This window comes from Paenibacillus protaetiae, from assembly GCF_004135365.1.
GTDB classification, from domain to species: domain Bacteria; phylum Bacillota; class Bacilli; order Paenibacillales; family Paenibacillaceae; genus Paenibacillus_AP; species Paenibacillus_AP protaetiae.
The window spans coordinates 4,076,960-4,092,042 of the sequence record NZ_CP035492.1 but is presented as its reverse complement, the minus strand read 5'-3'; the positions used below and the strand labels follow the sequence as shown (position 1 = coordinate 4,092,042).

Here is a 15,083-nt window from a genome sequence, read left to right as displayed (position 1 = left end):
TCATACCAACCTTTCTAATTTCATACCCAGAAGCACAACAACAAAAGCTGGCCTCACATCACTGAGGCCAGCTTTTTGTTGTAACAAGGGGACTATTCTATTGGTTATAAGCCGTTAGGCTTCCGCACCGGCGGCCGGAAGCGCCGGTCCGCCGCCATTGCCACCATGGCTGCTGTCCGCATATTTTTTGCGGAATACAAGCACAAAATAGATGAGCAGCATCGCCATAAACGGAATGGCAAACAGCAGCACCGTCCACATCTGGACACGCGCGCGGCTTAAATCGCCGCCGGAAATAATTTCGCGGTAGCCGCGGATCGCATAGGTCATCGGCAAAAACTCCCCGACCTTCTGCAGCCATTCCGGCAGCAGCTCCTTCGGATACGTCCCTGCGCTGCCTGTCAGCTGCAAAATAAGCAAAATAACACCGAGAAACCGGCCGGGATTATCCATCACTGTAACAAGGAACTGAATAATCATCATAAACGTAAAGCTGGATACAACGCTAAACGCAATAAACAAGCCGGTGTTTTGCACATGAAGCTTCAAGCCGTACAGCATGATCATATCGGCAATAAGCGCCTGAAGCACGGCCACGACCACAACCATGCCGGTTTTGCCGGTATACCAGCTGAGGCCGGACCGCGGCGCCGCCGCCGGATTGCGGAGCGGCAGCACAACGGTGGAAAGCAGCGCGCCGACAAATAAGCCAAGAGCCATAAAATAAGGAGAAAATCCGGTACCGTAGTTCGGCACCTCAGTCAGCTTCTGTTCCGTAACATCCACTGGAGATGCAAACATATCGTACAGCTTGTCGGTTCCGTTCACTTTGCTGGAATCATGCGCGGCATCGCCCAGCTTCTCGGACAGCTCCGACGAGCCGTCCGCCAGCGCGCCGGCGCCGGTAGCCAGCTGTCCCGACCCGTCCGCCAGCTTGACGGACCCGTCGGCCAAATCAGCCGCGCCATGCTTCGCCGCAGACGCGCCGCTGTTCACTTGCGAAGCGCCGCTGGCCAGCTCGGCGGCTCCTTGCGCCAGCTGCGCGCTGCTGCCCGCTGCTTTCGACAGCTGCGCAGACAGCTGTTCCAGCCCTTGCTGCAGCTTAGCCTGGCCTTGCTGCAGCGCGTCGCCTCCGGCGGCCAGCTTGCCGCCGCCGTCTGCAAGCTGGCTGGCGCCCGCCGCAAGTGCGCGGGCGGAAGCCGCCAGCTGCTGCAGCTGCGCGGCTTGCTCCGCAGCTGCGCTGCCTCCGGCGGCAGGCTGCCCGCCGTCCGCCGCCGGCGTGCTCGTGCTGCCGGCTGCCCCGCCGTCCGGCCCGGCAGCCGCTGCTGCAGCGGCCAGCGCGTCAGCGAGCGCTGCCGCTTGGCTTGCCAGCTCGGCTTCGCCTTGCTGGGCCGAGCTGAGGCCGGCGGCAAGCTGCCCGCCGGCTTTCGCGGCGTCGGCCGCGCCGCTGTGCAGCTGGGCGGCTGCGCCATCCAGCTGCTTCAAGCCGTCCGCAAGCGCTCCTGCGCCGTCGGACAAGCGGCTTGCGCCGGAAGCAAGCTGCGATGCGCCCGTTTGCAGCTTGGAGACGCCATCCTCCAGTTGCAGAGACCCGTCTGCCAGCTTTGCAATATTGCTTTGCAGCAAATTGGCGCCTTCTTTTGTTTTTTCCGCTCCGTCATGAAGCTGCGACGCGCCGTCGCTTGCCTCCTGGAAGCCGTCCGACACTTGGCTGATGGATTCAAACACCGATTCGGCATACGTTTTGGTCATTTTTGCAGAAACTTCGGATTTCAGCTTTTCAATGGCGGAATCTCCGATTTTGCCGGCCAAGTAGTTAGCTCCTTCATTTTTGACATAAACAAGCGAAGCCGGCTGCGGATTGCTGTCCAGCAAAGTTGCCGCTCGCTTCGAGAAATCGGCGGGGATTTCCACCGCCAAATAATAACGGCCGTCGCGCAGCCCGCTCTCCGCCGCTTCCTTGCTTACAAAATCCCATTTGAACTCATCATTTTGCTTCAGTTCGTTTACAAAATCATTGCCGGCCGCAATCGTTTTGCCTTCAAGGCTTGCGCCCGTATCTTCATTAACAACCGCAACAGGCAGCTTGCTTAATTGTCCGTACGGATCCCAAAAAGCGCCGATCAGCATGCCGCTGTACATAATCGGTATGAGCAAGATGCCGATAAATGAAATCAGCAGCTTTTTGTTTTTAATAATGTTCATCATTTCATTTGCAAATGATCTTCCCATCCAAAGTCCTCCTTCTCTCTATCCTCCGTACTATATGACCAAATTACTCATTTGGTCATTCCAGTCCAAAATAAATGGCCAGCCGTCAGCAACAACGGCTTGGCCGGGCACTTTTGCCGCTACCTTGCGGCGTCCAGCCCTCTTCGAAACAGCTGCGAGAAATAATCGGTGATTTGCTCTCGCGTCAGCGGCTCATAACGTTCGTTCCAGTCTGTAGACAAAGCCAAAAACAGCTTCAACATGGCGTAGGCCGTCATAAGCGTGTTGCCCGCTGCAATTTCCGATTTGTCCGCAGCTGCTTTAACTTCCTTTTCAATGTAATCCACAATTCCAAGCTCCAGCGTCCGGAGCCCTTCCTTCGCCATTGGCGTCCCGATCTCCCGCACTTCCTGCGACAGCTTCACGAATAAGGCATGCTGGTCGCGGTATTGCAGCACACCGTCCAGCACATTCGCCAAATTATCGAAAAACGGCCGGTCATGATCAATGGAGCTTTCCGCCACTTGCCGCAGCTCACGCTTCAGCGTATCAATGATCGCACCGAACAGTTCTTCTTTTGTCGCAAAAAAAGTGTAGATCGTTCCTTTGCCCACACCTGCGATTTTGGCTACCTGTTCCATTGTAGTCGCCTTATAGCCAAACATCTCGAAGGACCGGCTGGCCGCTTCAATAATTTGCGCCTTGCGATCAATCGCACCGCTTTCCTGCATATGCCCTCCCCCATAATAAAATGACCAAAAATCCAATCCGGTCATTTAGTCGTAACGCCAGTATAACACCGGACCCTCCTTATTTCAACGGTCCAGTTTATAATCGGAACGCAGCGTCAGAAGCTGCTCCAAGCTTTTTTCCGCCCAGCGCGCCAGCTCCGCATCCCCGCCGGCGGCCTGCTCCTGCAGCGCAGCGAGCTGCTCGTCGAGCGCCTTCGCCAGCGACGTTTTATAATCCGGCACCGGCCCGTCATAGGGAGCCAAATCACGCTGCAGCACCGTCGTTTTTTCCGTGTAAGCCAGCGCCCGCCGCTCATGGAAAATCGCTACGTCGGGGCTGTACGGATGATGCAGGTCCCCCTGCTCCGGATGCTTCAGCACAGCAAGCACCTTCACGACTGCCCGCGGCCCGTAAAACTCCGTGATTTCTCCGATGTATGTACCGGTGCGAACCGCTGCAGTTACGATATTTCCTTCCGCATAATTCCCGCTAACCATGCCGTCCTCTCCTTTATAAACCGTCATATCATTTGTATTCTATCATCTTTTTGCGTTCATTAACCAACACCGGAGAGGTTCGTTGTTTATAAAAGCTTGTATTCACTTCACCGGAGAAGTAAGATGGAATGAGATATGATTGAAAGCACCCGCACATCTGCAAAATCGAAGTACCGGGATTTTCTTTATGGATGCGATAAGAAAAAGTAGGTGATTTTTATGCGTAAAAAAAGAGTACTGCTGCTCTCCGAAGGTTTCGGATCTGGACATACCCAAGCAGCTTATGCCCTTGCAGCCAGTCTTCGCCAACTTCATCCCGGCGTAACGACCCGCGTATTTGAGCTTGGTAATTTTCTTAACCCAAGGATAGGTCCGTTAATCGTATCCGCCTATCGCAAAACGGTCAGCAAACAGCCTAAAATGGTTGGGCTCATGTACCGCAGCAACTATGAAAAATCGCTCAATCGGTTTACGCAGCTTGCGCTTCACCGAATGTTCTATACCCATACTTCCCAGGTCATTGATCAATTAAGGCCTGACCTTATTATCTGCACCCATCCCGTACCAAATGCGGTGGTCGGCAGACTGAAGCGGCTTGGCATGGAAAATACGCCGCTGTATACCGTGATTACCGATTATGATGCGCATGGCGCGTGGATCAATCAGGAAGTGGACAAATATTTGGTGTCCACCCCTATAGTCCAGAAGAAGCTTCAGGAGCGCGGCGTTCCCGCTTCCCGCATCGAAGTGACCGGCATTCCCGTTCATCCGGAGTTTTGGAGTACGGGCAACAAGCAGGAGGCTTTGAAGCATTTTGGCTTAAAGGATATGCCCACCGTGCTCGTTATGGGCGGCGGCTGGGGGCTGATGGACGAAGATGATGAGATGCTGGAGTACATGTCCAAATGGCGTGACGGCATCCAGTTTATTTATTGTGTCGGTTCCAATGAGAAAGCCCGGGAAAGCATGCTCGCCAATCCCGCTTACCAGCATGAGAACGTTCGGATTATCGGGTTTACGCGGGAGATCAGCAAGCTGATGGATATCGCAGATATTCTCATTACGAAGCCGGGCGGCATGACCTGTACGGAAGGGATGACCAAAGGCATTCCGATGCTGTTTTACCATCCGATTCCTGGCCAGGAGGAAGAAAACTGCCAGTTTTTTGTCCGCCACGGATTTGGCGAAGTGCTCGATTCCAAAGCAACCGCTTCCAAATGGTTTGCAAGAATTATGAATCCGGAAGAAGCCGAGCAATTCCGCCGCCGGATGCTTGCCAAACGCAACCAGTATTACGATCCGCTGGGCTGCACGAAAGCCGTCCTGCAATTTATGCAGTGACGGTTTTTTATTGGGCTGCGCATAATCAAAGCATAATTAATAAACCTCCAGGCTTTACAAGCCTGGAGGTTTATTAATCGTTAGCGCAGGTTTACAAAGGGCTTCCGCCGTACAGGAAGCGGTATTCCCAATGGGTTCCGGCGATGCTGCTAATCGTAACGCCGCCGCTTTCGACGGAATACGTATGCAGTATTTTGCCGTCTCCCAAATAGATGCCGTCATGCGACACTTTGGCCGTCGCTTTATTGACGTTCGCGTAACTCGATTTGCTTGTGCCTTTGTAATCGCCAAAAAACATCAGGTCGCCGCGTTTCAGCTGATGCCAGTCCGTTACGGCGTGGCCTTTGCTTTTCACATAAGCGCCTTGGGATGCCGAATCGGCAGGCAGCGTAAGGCCAAGCGCGTCGATAAACGACTGCCGCACAAAATCGGAGCAGTCAAATGTCGCCGTATTGCTCCGGCTCGAACCGTATTCATAAGGCGTACCCAAATATTTCATGCCAGCCGCAATGACCGCTTCCGCTTTGGCGCTTGCGGTCGCGCTGCCGCCGCTGCTTCCATTGCCGCTGCTGCTTGAGCCGTTGCCGCTTCCGGAACTGTTTCCAAGCGTCCCGCCGAGCGTTATGTATTGCGCTTGAGTGCTTACATAACCCGTCTTGCCGCTGCTGTCGGCAATTTGGTACCAATAGCTGTTCGGCTGCGATAATACTTGTACCACCTCGCCCGCCTTCAAATAACGCATTACGGAGCTTGAAGTGGAAGGGCCTGTCCGGAATGAAACCGATTTTTTAATCGTTGCCGTCGTCCCGGAAGAAGAAGCCGGGCTGGACGTAATCGCCGTATATTGGGACGAAGTGGACAGATAGCCTGTTGCCCCGTTCTGATCAACAGCCTGATACCAGGAGCTGTTCACCTTATCAATAATCGTTAATGTTTCCCCTTTTTTCAGCATGCGGATTACGGATGCCGATGAGGATGGTGCTGTGCGGAAATTAACTCCATAGACCACTTTAGCCGTCTGAGATGCCGCCTCCGCCGGAATAGCCGCAGCCGCTGTGCTTAACAAAAGCGTTGCCGCAAGTCCAAGCGTAATCGCCTTTCGCTTCATCATTTTGTGCAATTGATGCGCCTCCTTTATGCTTGTCCATGATCGTTCCTTCTTATTGTAGGGGGCTTTAAGCGGCAGGAGCATCGACCTATATGCCTAAATGGCCAGGCGCCAGACTAGGTCCAATTCATCCTGTTTCTGGAGCGTTGAACAAAAAAAGGCGCCTTCCCGAAGGAAGGCGCTTTTGCCGGAAAACCATGCCAAAACATTGGCACGGCTGGTTTTTTTCCAGTATTACGAAAGGAAAATGAAACCGTTCCAGCCATATATGTCTAAAGTCCTACCGGATAGGACTTATACCAGCATGCCCATTACTTACCAGCAGGCCGAGCGGCATTCGTATCAGCAGCAGCAAGCGGTTCCACATGGACATGGACACTCATAATATTATGCTTCTGCTTCATTCTCCGCTCAATCTCGTCACTGATGGTATGGCTTTCAACCAGCGTAAGCATCGGGTCGACCTGGACAATTACATCAAGCAGCACCTGGCTGCCGTGCACACGGGCTTTCATGTCTTTGATCAGCTTGACGCCGTTTGTATCCACAATCGTCTGGCGCAGCGTCATCAGCTCCGATTCGTCAAAGCCGTCGGTGAGCGCATGTGTGGAGCTATAAAAGATTTCCCATGCCGTCTTGCATATGATCGCTCCGACAAACAGCGCGGCAACCGGGTCCAGCCACGGAAGGCCAAGCTGCGATCCAAATATGCCGATCGCCGCTCCGATGCTGACCAGAGCGTCCGATAAATTGTCTTTCGCCGCTGCTTGAAGAGCGGCGTTCTGGATGCGTTTAGCCAGCCTGCTGTTGTAAATATATACACCGCCCATACAAACCGCCGAAAACAATGCAACGACGGCCGACAGCACATTAGGCGTTTCTTCGTTCCCGGCGATCAGCTTCTGGATCGTGCTGATCAGCACTTGAATGCCGACCATCGCCATAATAAAAGAGGCGATCAGCGCCGCTATCGTCTCCGCACGGAAATGGCCGTACCGGTGGTCCTTGTCAGGCGGCTTTTGCGAAATGCGCAGCCCAATCAGGACGGCAAGCGACGCGACGATGTCGGTCAAGTTGTTATAGCCGTCCGCCACAAGCGCGCCTGAAGCAAACCAGTAGCCGGCGATCAGCTTAAGCGCAGATAAAACCAAATAAGCCGATATGCTGACCCAGGCTCCCTTTTCCCCTCGTTTAATTTCATCGTATGGATTCAAGCAACTTACCTGCCTTCTGATAAGGTTAGCCGTATCATACCTTAGACAACCCGAGTGGGTCTAGAGAAACAGTGTTTACCAAGTGCGCGCTTTTATGCACTTATGCAACATTTGGAATGGAAATGCACGGCATAAGCTGCTCAAGCCCGCCAAACATCCTTGAAATCAACCCAGCCGTTCTGGTTAAAGCCAACCCCTTTAAAGGAAGAATGATAATTCGTATAAAACTTCGTATGCAGCAAAAAGGATACTCTGGCCTCCGCTTTAAGCCGGTTCTCAATCGCCGCAAACGCTGCCTGGCGTTCCGCTGCCGGCTCAAGCCCGATTGCCTGGTCAATCTTCGCTTTAATCCATTCCAGGAAGCCTGAGGGCTGATATTCTTTAAAGAAGCTGCCCTCTTGTTCGTAATTTTCGATCAGGCATACCTCCTGTTCGGGGAAAACAATCGCATGCATAATGGCGTCCGCGCCGCTCAGCGCCTCATGGACCTTATCAATGGAAACGACTTCGATCCGCATCGGAATGCCGGCTTCCGTACACCGGCGCACCATCCATTTCGCTTCCGCTTCATGCGAATTGTAAGTAAGCAGGGTAACCGGTGTTCCATCATGGCCCGCTTCCTTCAGCAGTTCCCGGATAGCCGGAACTTCGCCGCTATTTTCTTCATCACGGCTGCAGCTGCTGCCGGCTCCGTTATAAAAATAACCTTCCGCTGCATAAGCGCGATTCGGCCCCAGCTCCGCCACCATTGCCGTCCGGTCCAGCAGCCTGTCGACCGCATGCCGGAACGCGGCATGCTGATGCAGCCCTTCCTTGTTCATATTCCAGGTCAGCAGCAGCGTGCAGCAGCTTTCCGACTCTTTTTTCGCCCAGCTGTTCTCCGGTTTAACCTCCCGCTGATCCGGCTCGCGCAGCAGTTGCTGCCAGCTCCATGTTTCAGGGCGTTTCGCCGCTTGCGGCATTACAACGATATCCACGCTGTCGAGATGCGGGCGCCCCAAGTAGTAATGCGCGTTGGCTTGCAGCACAATCCGCTCGTCGCTTCTGCGCTCCACCCGGAAAGGCCCGGTGCCAACCGGCAGCCGCCAAAACTGCTCTTCGGTTTGCCCGGCCAAATGAAGCGGCAAAACCGACATGCTGACCGAGCACAAAAAACGTAAAAACAGCCGATTCGGCTTGCTTAAGCGGATTTGAACCACCCGGGGAGAAAGCTCTTCCACCTGTTCCACCAAGCGGACAATCCAGCTGTTCCTTTTCCCTCTCAGCCGGTTCAATGTAAACACAACATCCGCTGCCGTCAGTTCCTTGCCGTTATGGAACGGAATGCCTTTGCGCAAATAAAACGTCCACTCGCGCCCGTCTGCAGCGCTTTCCCAATAGTGGGCGAGCGCCGGGACAATTTTGCAGGATTCATGATCATATTGGACAAGCCGGTCAAACAGCTGAATAGCCAGATGGCCAGACAGCGAAAACATAGCTTCCGCCGGATCAAGCGTAAGAATCGGCTCATAGACGGGAAGCCGCAGCACATCCCTGCCCTCCGCCTGTTCTTTGCCGAAGCCGAAACGGCCGTTCATCCACTCCAAAAAACGTTCTCCGGCTCCAGTAGAACCGCCATATAATCGAAGCAGCTCGAATGCCTTCTTATATTCGCCGGATTCGGCGAATGCTTTGGCTTCAACGAGAAGCAGCTCCGCCCGGTCTTGCTTAAACGTCAGTCTGGAGCGGTTGCCTCTCCCACGTCCGGCCTGCCAGCATATCAAACCTTCATCCGACAGTTTTCTCACAATAAGTTTGGCATTGCGTTCCGTACAAAATAAAGCTTCCGCGATTTGGCCAAGCGAAACCTCGCAAGGCGTCCCGGGCGCGCTTTCCTTGCCGAACCGCTCATACAGTGTAAAATACCGTTCCAAGGTTTGCATGTTTTTCGTTAACCTCCTAAAAGAGGAAATGAACCGGAATGAATCTACTCTTTTTCCCTTTTTATAATGACTCCATAATGAGAGCAAAAGGCGGTCCGAAGCGCCTTTTGGCAGTTAAGGAGGAAACTTCCATGATGGATAATCATTATACCGCACAAAAGCTCCATGAACTACGGGAACTGGAAATGAAAAGCCGGGTAAACGCCGGCGAATTCATTATTTACGATGACGAGCTGCTGCCGCAAGCTGAGCAGACCGCTCGGAACGCAAACGGACTGCCCGGCAAACAGCTGCGTCCGCTGCAGCGATTCCGGCAGTTGCTCGGATTGAAGCCCAGAACGGCAAAAAGCCGCCCCAGCCGTTAATGCAGCGGCCGGGGCGGCGAATTCATAGTGATTAGTTCACCGCGTACATGCGCTCGCGGATCGCTTTAATTTCTTCATTTTCAAGGTATTCGTCATACGTCGTCATCCGGTCGATCACGCCGTTAGGCGTAATCTCGATAATGCGGTTCGCGATCGTTTGCACGAACTGATGGTCATGCGAGGTAAACAATACGGTGCAGTCCGTATCAATCAGCCCGTTATTGAGCGCCGTAATGGATTCGAGGTCCAAGTGGTTGGTCGGCTCATCCATCAGCAGCACATTCGAGCCGCTCAGCATCATTTTGGAAAGCATGCAACGGACTTTCTCGCCGCCGGACAATACGCTTGCTTTCTTGTTGCCGTCGTCGCCGGAGAACAACATCCGTCCCAGGAAACCGCGGATAAACGTTTCATCCGGGTCTTTGGAATATTGGCGGAGCCATTCCACAAGAGACAGGTCAACGCCGTCGAAGTAAGCGGAGTTGTCTTTCGGGAAGTAGCCCTGCGTAATCGTAACCCCCCACTGGTATTTGCCGGCATCAGGCTCCAGCTCGCCCATGAGCAGCTGGAACAATACGGTTTTCGGCAAGCCGTTCGGACCAACAAATGCGATTTTGTCGCCTTTGTTGATCGTCAGCGTCAAGTTGTCGATTACTTTCTCGCCGTCGATCGACTTCGTCAACCCTTCGATCAGCAGGATCGATTTGCCGGCATCACGTTCGCCCTTAAAGTTAATGAACGGATATTTCCGGTTCGAAGGACGAATATCATCCAGCGAAATTTTATCAAGCAGCTTCTTACGCGAAGTCGCCTGCTTCGATTTCGATTTGTTGGCGCTGAAGCGTTGAATAAACGCCTGCAGCTCCTTCATTTTATCTTCTTTCTTCTTGTTAGCCTCACGCTGCAGCTGAAGCGCCAGCTGGCTGGACTCGTACCAGAAGTCGTAGTTGCCTACGTACATTTGGATTTTGCCAAAGTCGATGTCGGCGATATGCGTACAAACCGTGTTCAGGAAGTGACGGTCATGGCTGACTACGATAACGGTGCCTTCAAAATCGGCGAGGAAATCTTCCAGCCATTTGATGGATTCCATGTCCAAATGGTTGGTAGGTTCGTCAAGGAGCAGGATGTTCGGCTCGCCGAACAACGCTTGCGCCAGCAGGACGCGGACTTTCTCGTTGCCGTCCAGCTCCGCCATCTTCTTATCGTGCAAATCCGGCGTAATGCCAAGGCCGTTCAGCATTTCAGCCGCTTGCGATTCCGCTTCCCAGCCGTTCATATCGGCAAATTCCGCTTCCAGCTCGCCTGCGCGCATGCCGTCTTCATCGGTAAAATCGGCTTTGGCGTACAGTGCGTCCTTTTCCTTCATTACGTCGTACAATTTCTTATGGCCCATAATAACCGTTTCGAGCACTTGGAAATCATCATACTCGTAATGGTTCTGCTTGAGCACGGCCATACGCTCGCCCGGCGTAATATGCACTTCGCCGTTGGTCTGCTCGATTTCACCGGACAATATTTTCAGAAACGTCGATTTGCCTGCTCCGTTCGCGCCAATGAGGCCGTAGCAGTTGCCCGGCGTGAATTTAATATTTACATCTTCAAAAAGCGCGCGCTTCCCGTAACGAAGCGTTATGCCACTTGTACTGATCATGTAATTTATCCCATCCTTCTTCAAAAACAATCATATCTCGAATCATTATAGCATAGGTTGGCGCGCAAACGTACGCCCAAAAGCTGTTTAAAAGCCGTTCATGGCCTATTTTCGCCTGCTGCTGCAAAAATAAAAACCGGCCGGACGACTTGGCAGTCGCCCGCGGCCGGCTTATACCGCACATACGGTCTTCATTAATCCCAGTTCAGCTTCACTTCATGGCCTGTACGGGACGATTCGTAAATCGCGTCGAGAATCCGGTTGATCGTATACCCGGACATCGCCGATGTAATGGGCTCTTTGCCTTCATTCACGCACTCGACGAAATGGCGGCTGAGCAATACGCGGTCTTCTTCCTCGTCCGCCGCCGTAATTTCGCTGGCCGCGACCTTGTCATCCTCGTAGGTGACATATGTGCCGGCATTGCCAACGATCGATACGCCGCCTTCCGATCCCATCAGATGGACGGACGGCTCTTCGCTGATCGAGCCGGAGAAAGCGGCCCAGCTGACATCCAGCGCTAAAGTTGCGCCGTTGTCCAGCTTGATCAAAGCGGAAGCCAAATCCTCTACATCATAGTAGCCGTCCCAATTCGGCGTGCCCCATGTGCCAAGCCCTTGCTTGCGCGGGCCAAATTCGGCATAGGTTGATCCAAATACCGATACCGGCTTCGGATTGCCCATCAAATACAAGGTCAAGTCCAGCATATGCACGCCGATATCGATCAGCGGCCCCCCGCCTGCCTGATCTTTGCGCGTAAACCACGAGCCCCAGCCCGGAATGCCTTTTTTGCGCATATAGCTGGTTTTAGCATTATAAATCCGGCCCAAATCCCCGTTGTCGATACGCTGCTTCACAGCGCGGGCAAGGCCGCCCCAGCGCATTTGATGCGGAATCATTACGATTTTGCCCGCTTTGCGCTGCTCCTCTACGATCTTCAGAGCGGCTTCTGAATTGATCGCCATCGGTTTCTCGAGAATAACATGTTTGCCGCTGCGCAATGCTTCGATAGCAAGTTCCGCATGATATTGGTTCGGAACGCATACGATAACAGCGTCAATCGACGGATCTTCAAAAAGCTGCTGCGGGTTTGCCGCCACCGCAATGCCATGCTCCTGCGCACGCTGCTCCGCAAGCGGCAGGTAAGCGTCCGTAATCGCAACGATTTCGGCTCCTTCGACTTTTTTAAACGTTTGAATATGAACGTTACCGATAGCTCCCGCGCCGATAACGCCGATACGAATAGGTTGTTGGCTCATAGTCAGATCTCCCCGGATTGCGGATAATGCCGGCTTCAGACGGCTTTTATCGGCTTATTTGTCAATGTCGGTTGGTTCCAGTACCTATGATCAGTATACCTGCTTGCCGGCCTGCGCGTCATTCTGCTTATTTGCTATTGTGTTGTACAAGTTTGTCATGGCTTGCCGATAACGGCCGTTTATTCGTTATGTGTTCTTGCCGCTTCGCCCGGCCGTTAGCTGCCCGCCAGCCGCCATGTCTCCCCGTGCGCAAGCAACGCAATTTTCTCCGGCGCAATGCCCCGCGCCTTGCGTTCTGCCTCGAGCCGGTCCAGCGCCTCGCGCGGCGTATCGTCGGCCAGCTTAAACGAACCGTAATGCATCGGCACAAACCATTCGGCTTTCACATCTTCGAACGCCTGCAGCGATTCCTCGGGCGTCACATGCTGCGGCCCCATAAACCACTCCGGCTCATAAGCGCCAATCGGCATCAATGCCACATCTATCCGCTTTCGCCGGCCAATTTCTTTAAACCCGCGAAAATAACCGCTGTCTCCGGCAAAATAAATAACCGGCGCCTCCGCCACGGCCGGCCGGGAGACGGCTGTATCCGATGACGGGGAAGCCGCCTTCTCCGCAGACATCGGAACCGCTTCTATCGTCTGCGGATGCAGCTCTGCAGACGCAGGGGCAACGGCCGCCGCAGCTTCGCGGAACGCCTGTACAGGCTCCATAACCCAGCCGCCCCAATGCGAACGGTTCGTATCCCAAGGATTGCGGCGCGTCCAATGCTGGGAAGGCACAAACGTAAACATTACCGTCCCTATCGTTGTATGCTCCCACCAGTCCAGCTCCGTTATATCGTTAAACCCTTTCCGCCGCAGCTTCGAACCCAGCCCCGCCGGAACGAGCAGCTTCTTCGGGCCCGGCAGCTTCCTTAATGCGCTAATGCTTAGATGATCGTAATGGGAATGTGAAATGAGGACAATATCCACCGGCGGCAGCTCGTCCATTGATAACCCGGGGCGGGACAGCCTTTTTTGAAAAGCCATCGTGCCTGCCCATACCGGATCCGTAACGATATTCAACCCTTCCAGCTGAATGAGAAAAGTAGAGTGGCCAATCCAGGTCAAGGAAGGATCGCTGCGGTTGCTCTGCAAATAGCGGACGTCCGGCTTTGCGCACGGCACACGGTACGAATAATCCTTATATTTAAGCTTGCGGATTCTCTCTTTCCTCCACCGTTTCAGCTGCTTGAACGAATTTTGCTGTTCAACGGCATCATAATTGCCATAACGGCTGGAATTCATATTGCTCCCTCCTTACCATAGGTCTTAGCATAAAGATACCAACTGGGCGAAGGCAAAAGCAAACCCGATATCGTTTCCCGAAAGCATGTTTTCGGGCTATTCGCGCAGCCGGACAATTTCATGTAAACTAGAGATTAGAACAACTTTTATTTCATTGAACGGAGGTATTTCTGGATGAAGCTCATTAATATCGAACCAACCCCAAGCCCCAACTCCATGAAACTTAACATAGATGAAACGCTGCCGCGCGGCGTTCGGCAGTCGTACACGGTGAAAGAAGCGGCCAGCGCGCCGGAGCCGCTGCGGAGCCTGCTTGGCATTGAAGGCGTGCGAAGCGTCTTCCGGACGGCGGATTTTATCGCGCTGGACCGCATATCCAGCGCGGATTGGGCAGCCATATTAAGCGAAGCCCGCCAGCTGCTGCAAGGCGGCGGCGAAGAAACAGACGGCACGGCGGCCGGACCGGACAACAGCTTCGGGGAAGCGCATGTGCTTGTGCAGATGTACCGCGGCATTCCGATTCAGGTGCGCGTCAAATCGGGCGACCGCGAGGTACGGTCGGCATTGCCCCAAGCTTTCACGGATGCAGTAACCGAAGCGGCCGGAGCCACGATGATCCGGGAACGAAAGCTGGAGGAGTTCGGCATCCGTTACGGCGAGCTTGAAGAAATTGCCGCAGAGGTCGTCAAAGAGCTGGAAGCCTCTTATCCAAGCGAGCGGCTGCAGGCGCTTATCGAAGACGCCAAAGCGCATGGGGCAGACCCCGCCGCGGCGGCAGCGCCTGCCCGTCCCGCTCCGCTTACAGGCGCGGAAGTCGAAGAAGCTTTTCAAGCGGCGGATTGGAAGCTGCGTTATGCGGCGTTTGACCGGCTGTCGCCGGAGCCGGACGATTTGCTTCTGATTGCACGCGCGCTCAAGGACGACAATATGTCGATCCGGCGGCTGGCTGTTGTTTATTTGGGCGATTTGCGCACGCCGGAGGCGATGCCGTATTTGTTCGAGGCGTTAAAAGATTCTTCAGCCGCCGTCCGAAGAACGGCGGGAGATACGTTGTCGGACTGGGGCGACCCGGCGGCAACCGGCCCGATGATCGAGGCGCTCGCCGATCCAAATAAGCTTGTTCGCTGGCGCGCTGCGCGTTTTCTGTATGAAGCGGGGGATGAATCCGCCGTCGAAGCGCTGCGGGTGGCGGCGCAGGACAAAGAGTTCGAGATTCGGCTGCAGGCGCAGATCGCGCTTGAGCGGATTGAACGCGGCGAAGAAGCGGCCGGTTCCGTCTGGCAGCAAATGACGGCGGCGCGAAACCGCGAAATCGAAAACGGCCAGTGACCGTAATCGGACAACGCCGCCTTATATAACCTGGCCCTGCTGCAAATTCATAAATGCAGCGGCCCGCGGTGTTTATGATATGCCAAAAAGGCACAATGCCCCTGCGCGCGTCACGCGCGTCGAACGGGCATTGTGCCTTTTGCTTATCCGGCTCGCCATCAT

The 15,083-nt window shown here is 54.1% G+C and carries 12 protein-coding genes; 3 read left to right on the top strand and 9 right to left on the bottom strand.

Translation table 11 applies throughout. From position 1 onward, the window contains the following. Positions 1 to 114: 114 nt before the first annotated feature. The 3 genes from ET464_RS18930 to kapB all read right to left on the bottom strand — a co-directional run bounded on the left by ET464_RS18930 (position 115) and on the right by kapB (position 3,440). Positions 115 to 2,232 (bottom strand): YhgE/Pip domain-containing protein, encoded by a 2,118-nt coding sequence (locus ET464_RS18930; RefSeq protein ID WP_129443621.1) that lies wholly within the window; start codon positions 2,230 to 2,232, stop codon positions 115 to 117. A 119-nt stretch (positions 2,233 to 2,351) separates the two neighbouring features. Then, positions 2,352 to 2,942, bottom strand: a complete 591-nt coding sequence (locus tag ET464_RS18925) for a TetR/AcrR family transcriptional regulator (protein WP_129443619.1) — start codon at positions 2,940 to 2,942, stop codon at positions 2,352 to 2,354. 84 nt (positions 2,943 to 3,026) lie between these two features. Continuing rightward, entirely contained in the window at positions 3,027 to 3,440 is a 414-nt protein-coding gene (kapB, locus tag ET464_RS18920; RefSeq protein WP_129443617.1) for a sporulation phosphorelay system protein KapB, read from the bottom strand. Between the two features lie 219 nt (positions 3,441 to 3,659). On the opposite strand from kapB, the gene ET464_RS18915 reads away from it, so the two are divergent. After that, on the top strand, positions 3,660 to 4,781 hold the full coding sequence (locus ET464_RS18915) for an MGDG synthase family glycosyltransferase (RefSeq protein WP_208543868.1): 1,122 nt from the start codon (positions 3,660 to 3,662) through the stop codon (positions 4,779 to 4,781). A gap of 91 nt (positions 4,782 to 4,872) precedes the next feature. Here the strand turns inward: ET464_RS18915 and ET464_RS18910 are convergent, their stop codons facing one another. The 3 genes from ET464_RS18910 to ET464_RS18900 all read right to left on the bottom strand — a co-directional run bounded on the left by ET464_RS18910 (position 4,873) and on the right by ET464_RS18900 (position 9,025). After that, entirely contained in the window at positions 4,873 to 5,892 is a 1,020-nt protein-coding gene (locus ET464_RS18910; protein ID WP_244226783.1) for a C40 family peptidase, read from the bottom strand. 308 nt (positions 5,893 to 6,200) lie between these two features. Further along, a complete protein-coding gene (locus ET464_RS18905; RefSeq protein WP_129443615.1) occupies positions 6,201 to 7,103 on the bottom strand; it encodes a cation diffusion facilitator family transporter in 903 nt (300 codons plus the stop codon). Between the two features lie 140 nt (positions 7,104 to 7,243). Continuing rightward, positions 7,244 to 9,025, bottom strand: a complete 1,782-nt coding sequence (locus ET464_RS18900; RefSeq protein WP_129443613.1) for an SgrR family transcriptional regulator — start codon at positions 9,023 to 9,025, stop codon at positions 7,244 to 7,246. A 131-nt stretch (positions 9,026 to 9,156) separates the two neighbouring features. On the opposite strand from ET464_RS18900, the gene ET464_RS18895 reads away from it, so the two are divergent. After that, positions 9,157 to 9,390, top strand: coding sequence for a hypothetical protein (locus ET464_RS18895; protein WP_129443611.1), 234 nt, complete (start codon positions 9,157 to 9,159; stop codon positions 9,388 to 9,390). A 31-nt stretch (positions 9,391 to 9,421) separates the two neighbouring features. Here ET464_RS18895 and ET464_RS18890 read toward each other — a convergent pair whose 3' ends face one another. The 3 genes from ET464_RS18890 to ET464_RS18880 all read right to left on the bottom strand — a co-directional run bounded on the left by ET464_RS18890 (position 9,422) and on the right by ET464_RS18880 (position 13,592). Continuing rightward, complete coding sequence (locus ET464_RS18890; RefSeq protein WP_129443609.1) at positions 9,422 to 11,044, bottom strand: ABC-F family ATP-binding cassette domain-containing protein; 1,623 nt, start codon at positions 11,042 to 11,044, stop codon at positions 9,422 to 9,424. A gap of 194 nt (positions 11,045 to 11,238) precedes the next feature. Then, the gene (locus ET464_RS18885; RefSeq protein WP_129443607.1) at positions 11,239 to 12,303 is read right to left on the bottom strand and encodes a Gfo/Idh/MocA family protein; all 1,065 of its coding nucleotides are present in this window, start codon (positions 12,301 to 12,303) and stop codon (positions 11,239 to 11,241) included. Positions 12,304 to 12,518: 215 nt separating this feature from the next. Beyond that, positions 12,519 to 13,592, bottom strand: coding sequence for an MBL fold metallo-hydrolase (locus ET464_RS18880; protein WP_129443605.1), 1,074 nt, complete (start codon positions 13,590 to 13,592; stop codon positions 12,519 to 12,521). A gap of 174 nt (positions 13,593 to 13,766) precedes the next feature. On the opposite strand from ET464_RS18880, the gene ET464_RS18875 reads away from it, so the two are divergent. Beyond that, a complete protein-coding gene (locus tag ET464_RS18875; RefSeq protein WP_129443603.1) occupies positions 13,767 to 14,921 on the top strand; it encodes a virulence factor in 1,155 nt (384 codons plus the stop codon). Positions 14,922 to 15,083 lie beyond the last annotated feature (162 nt).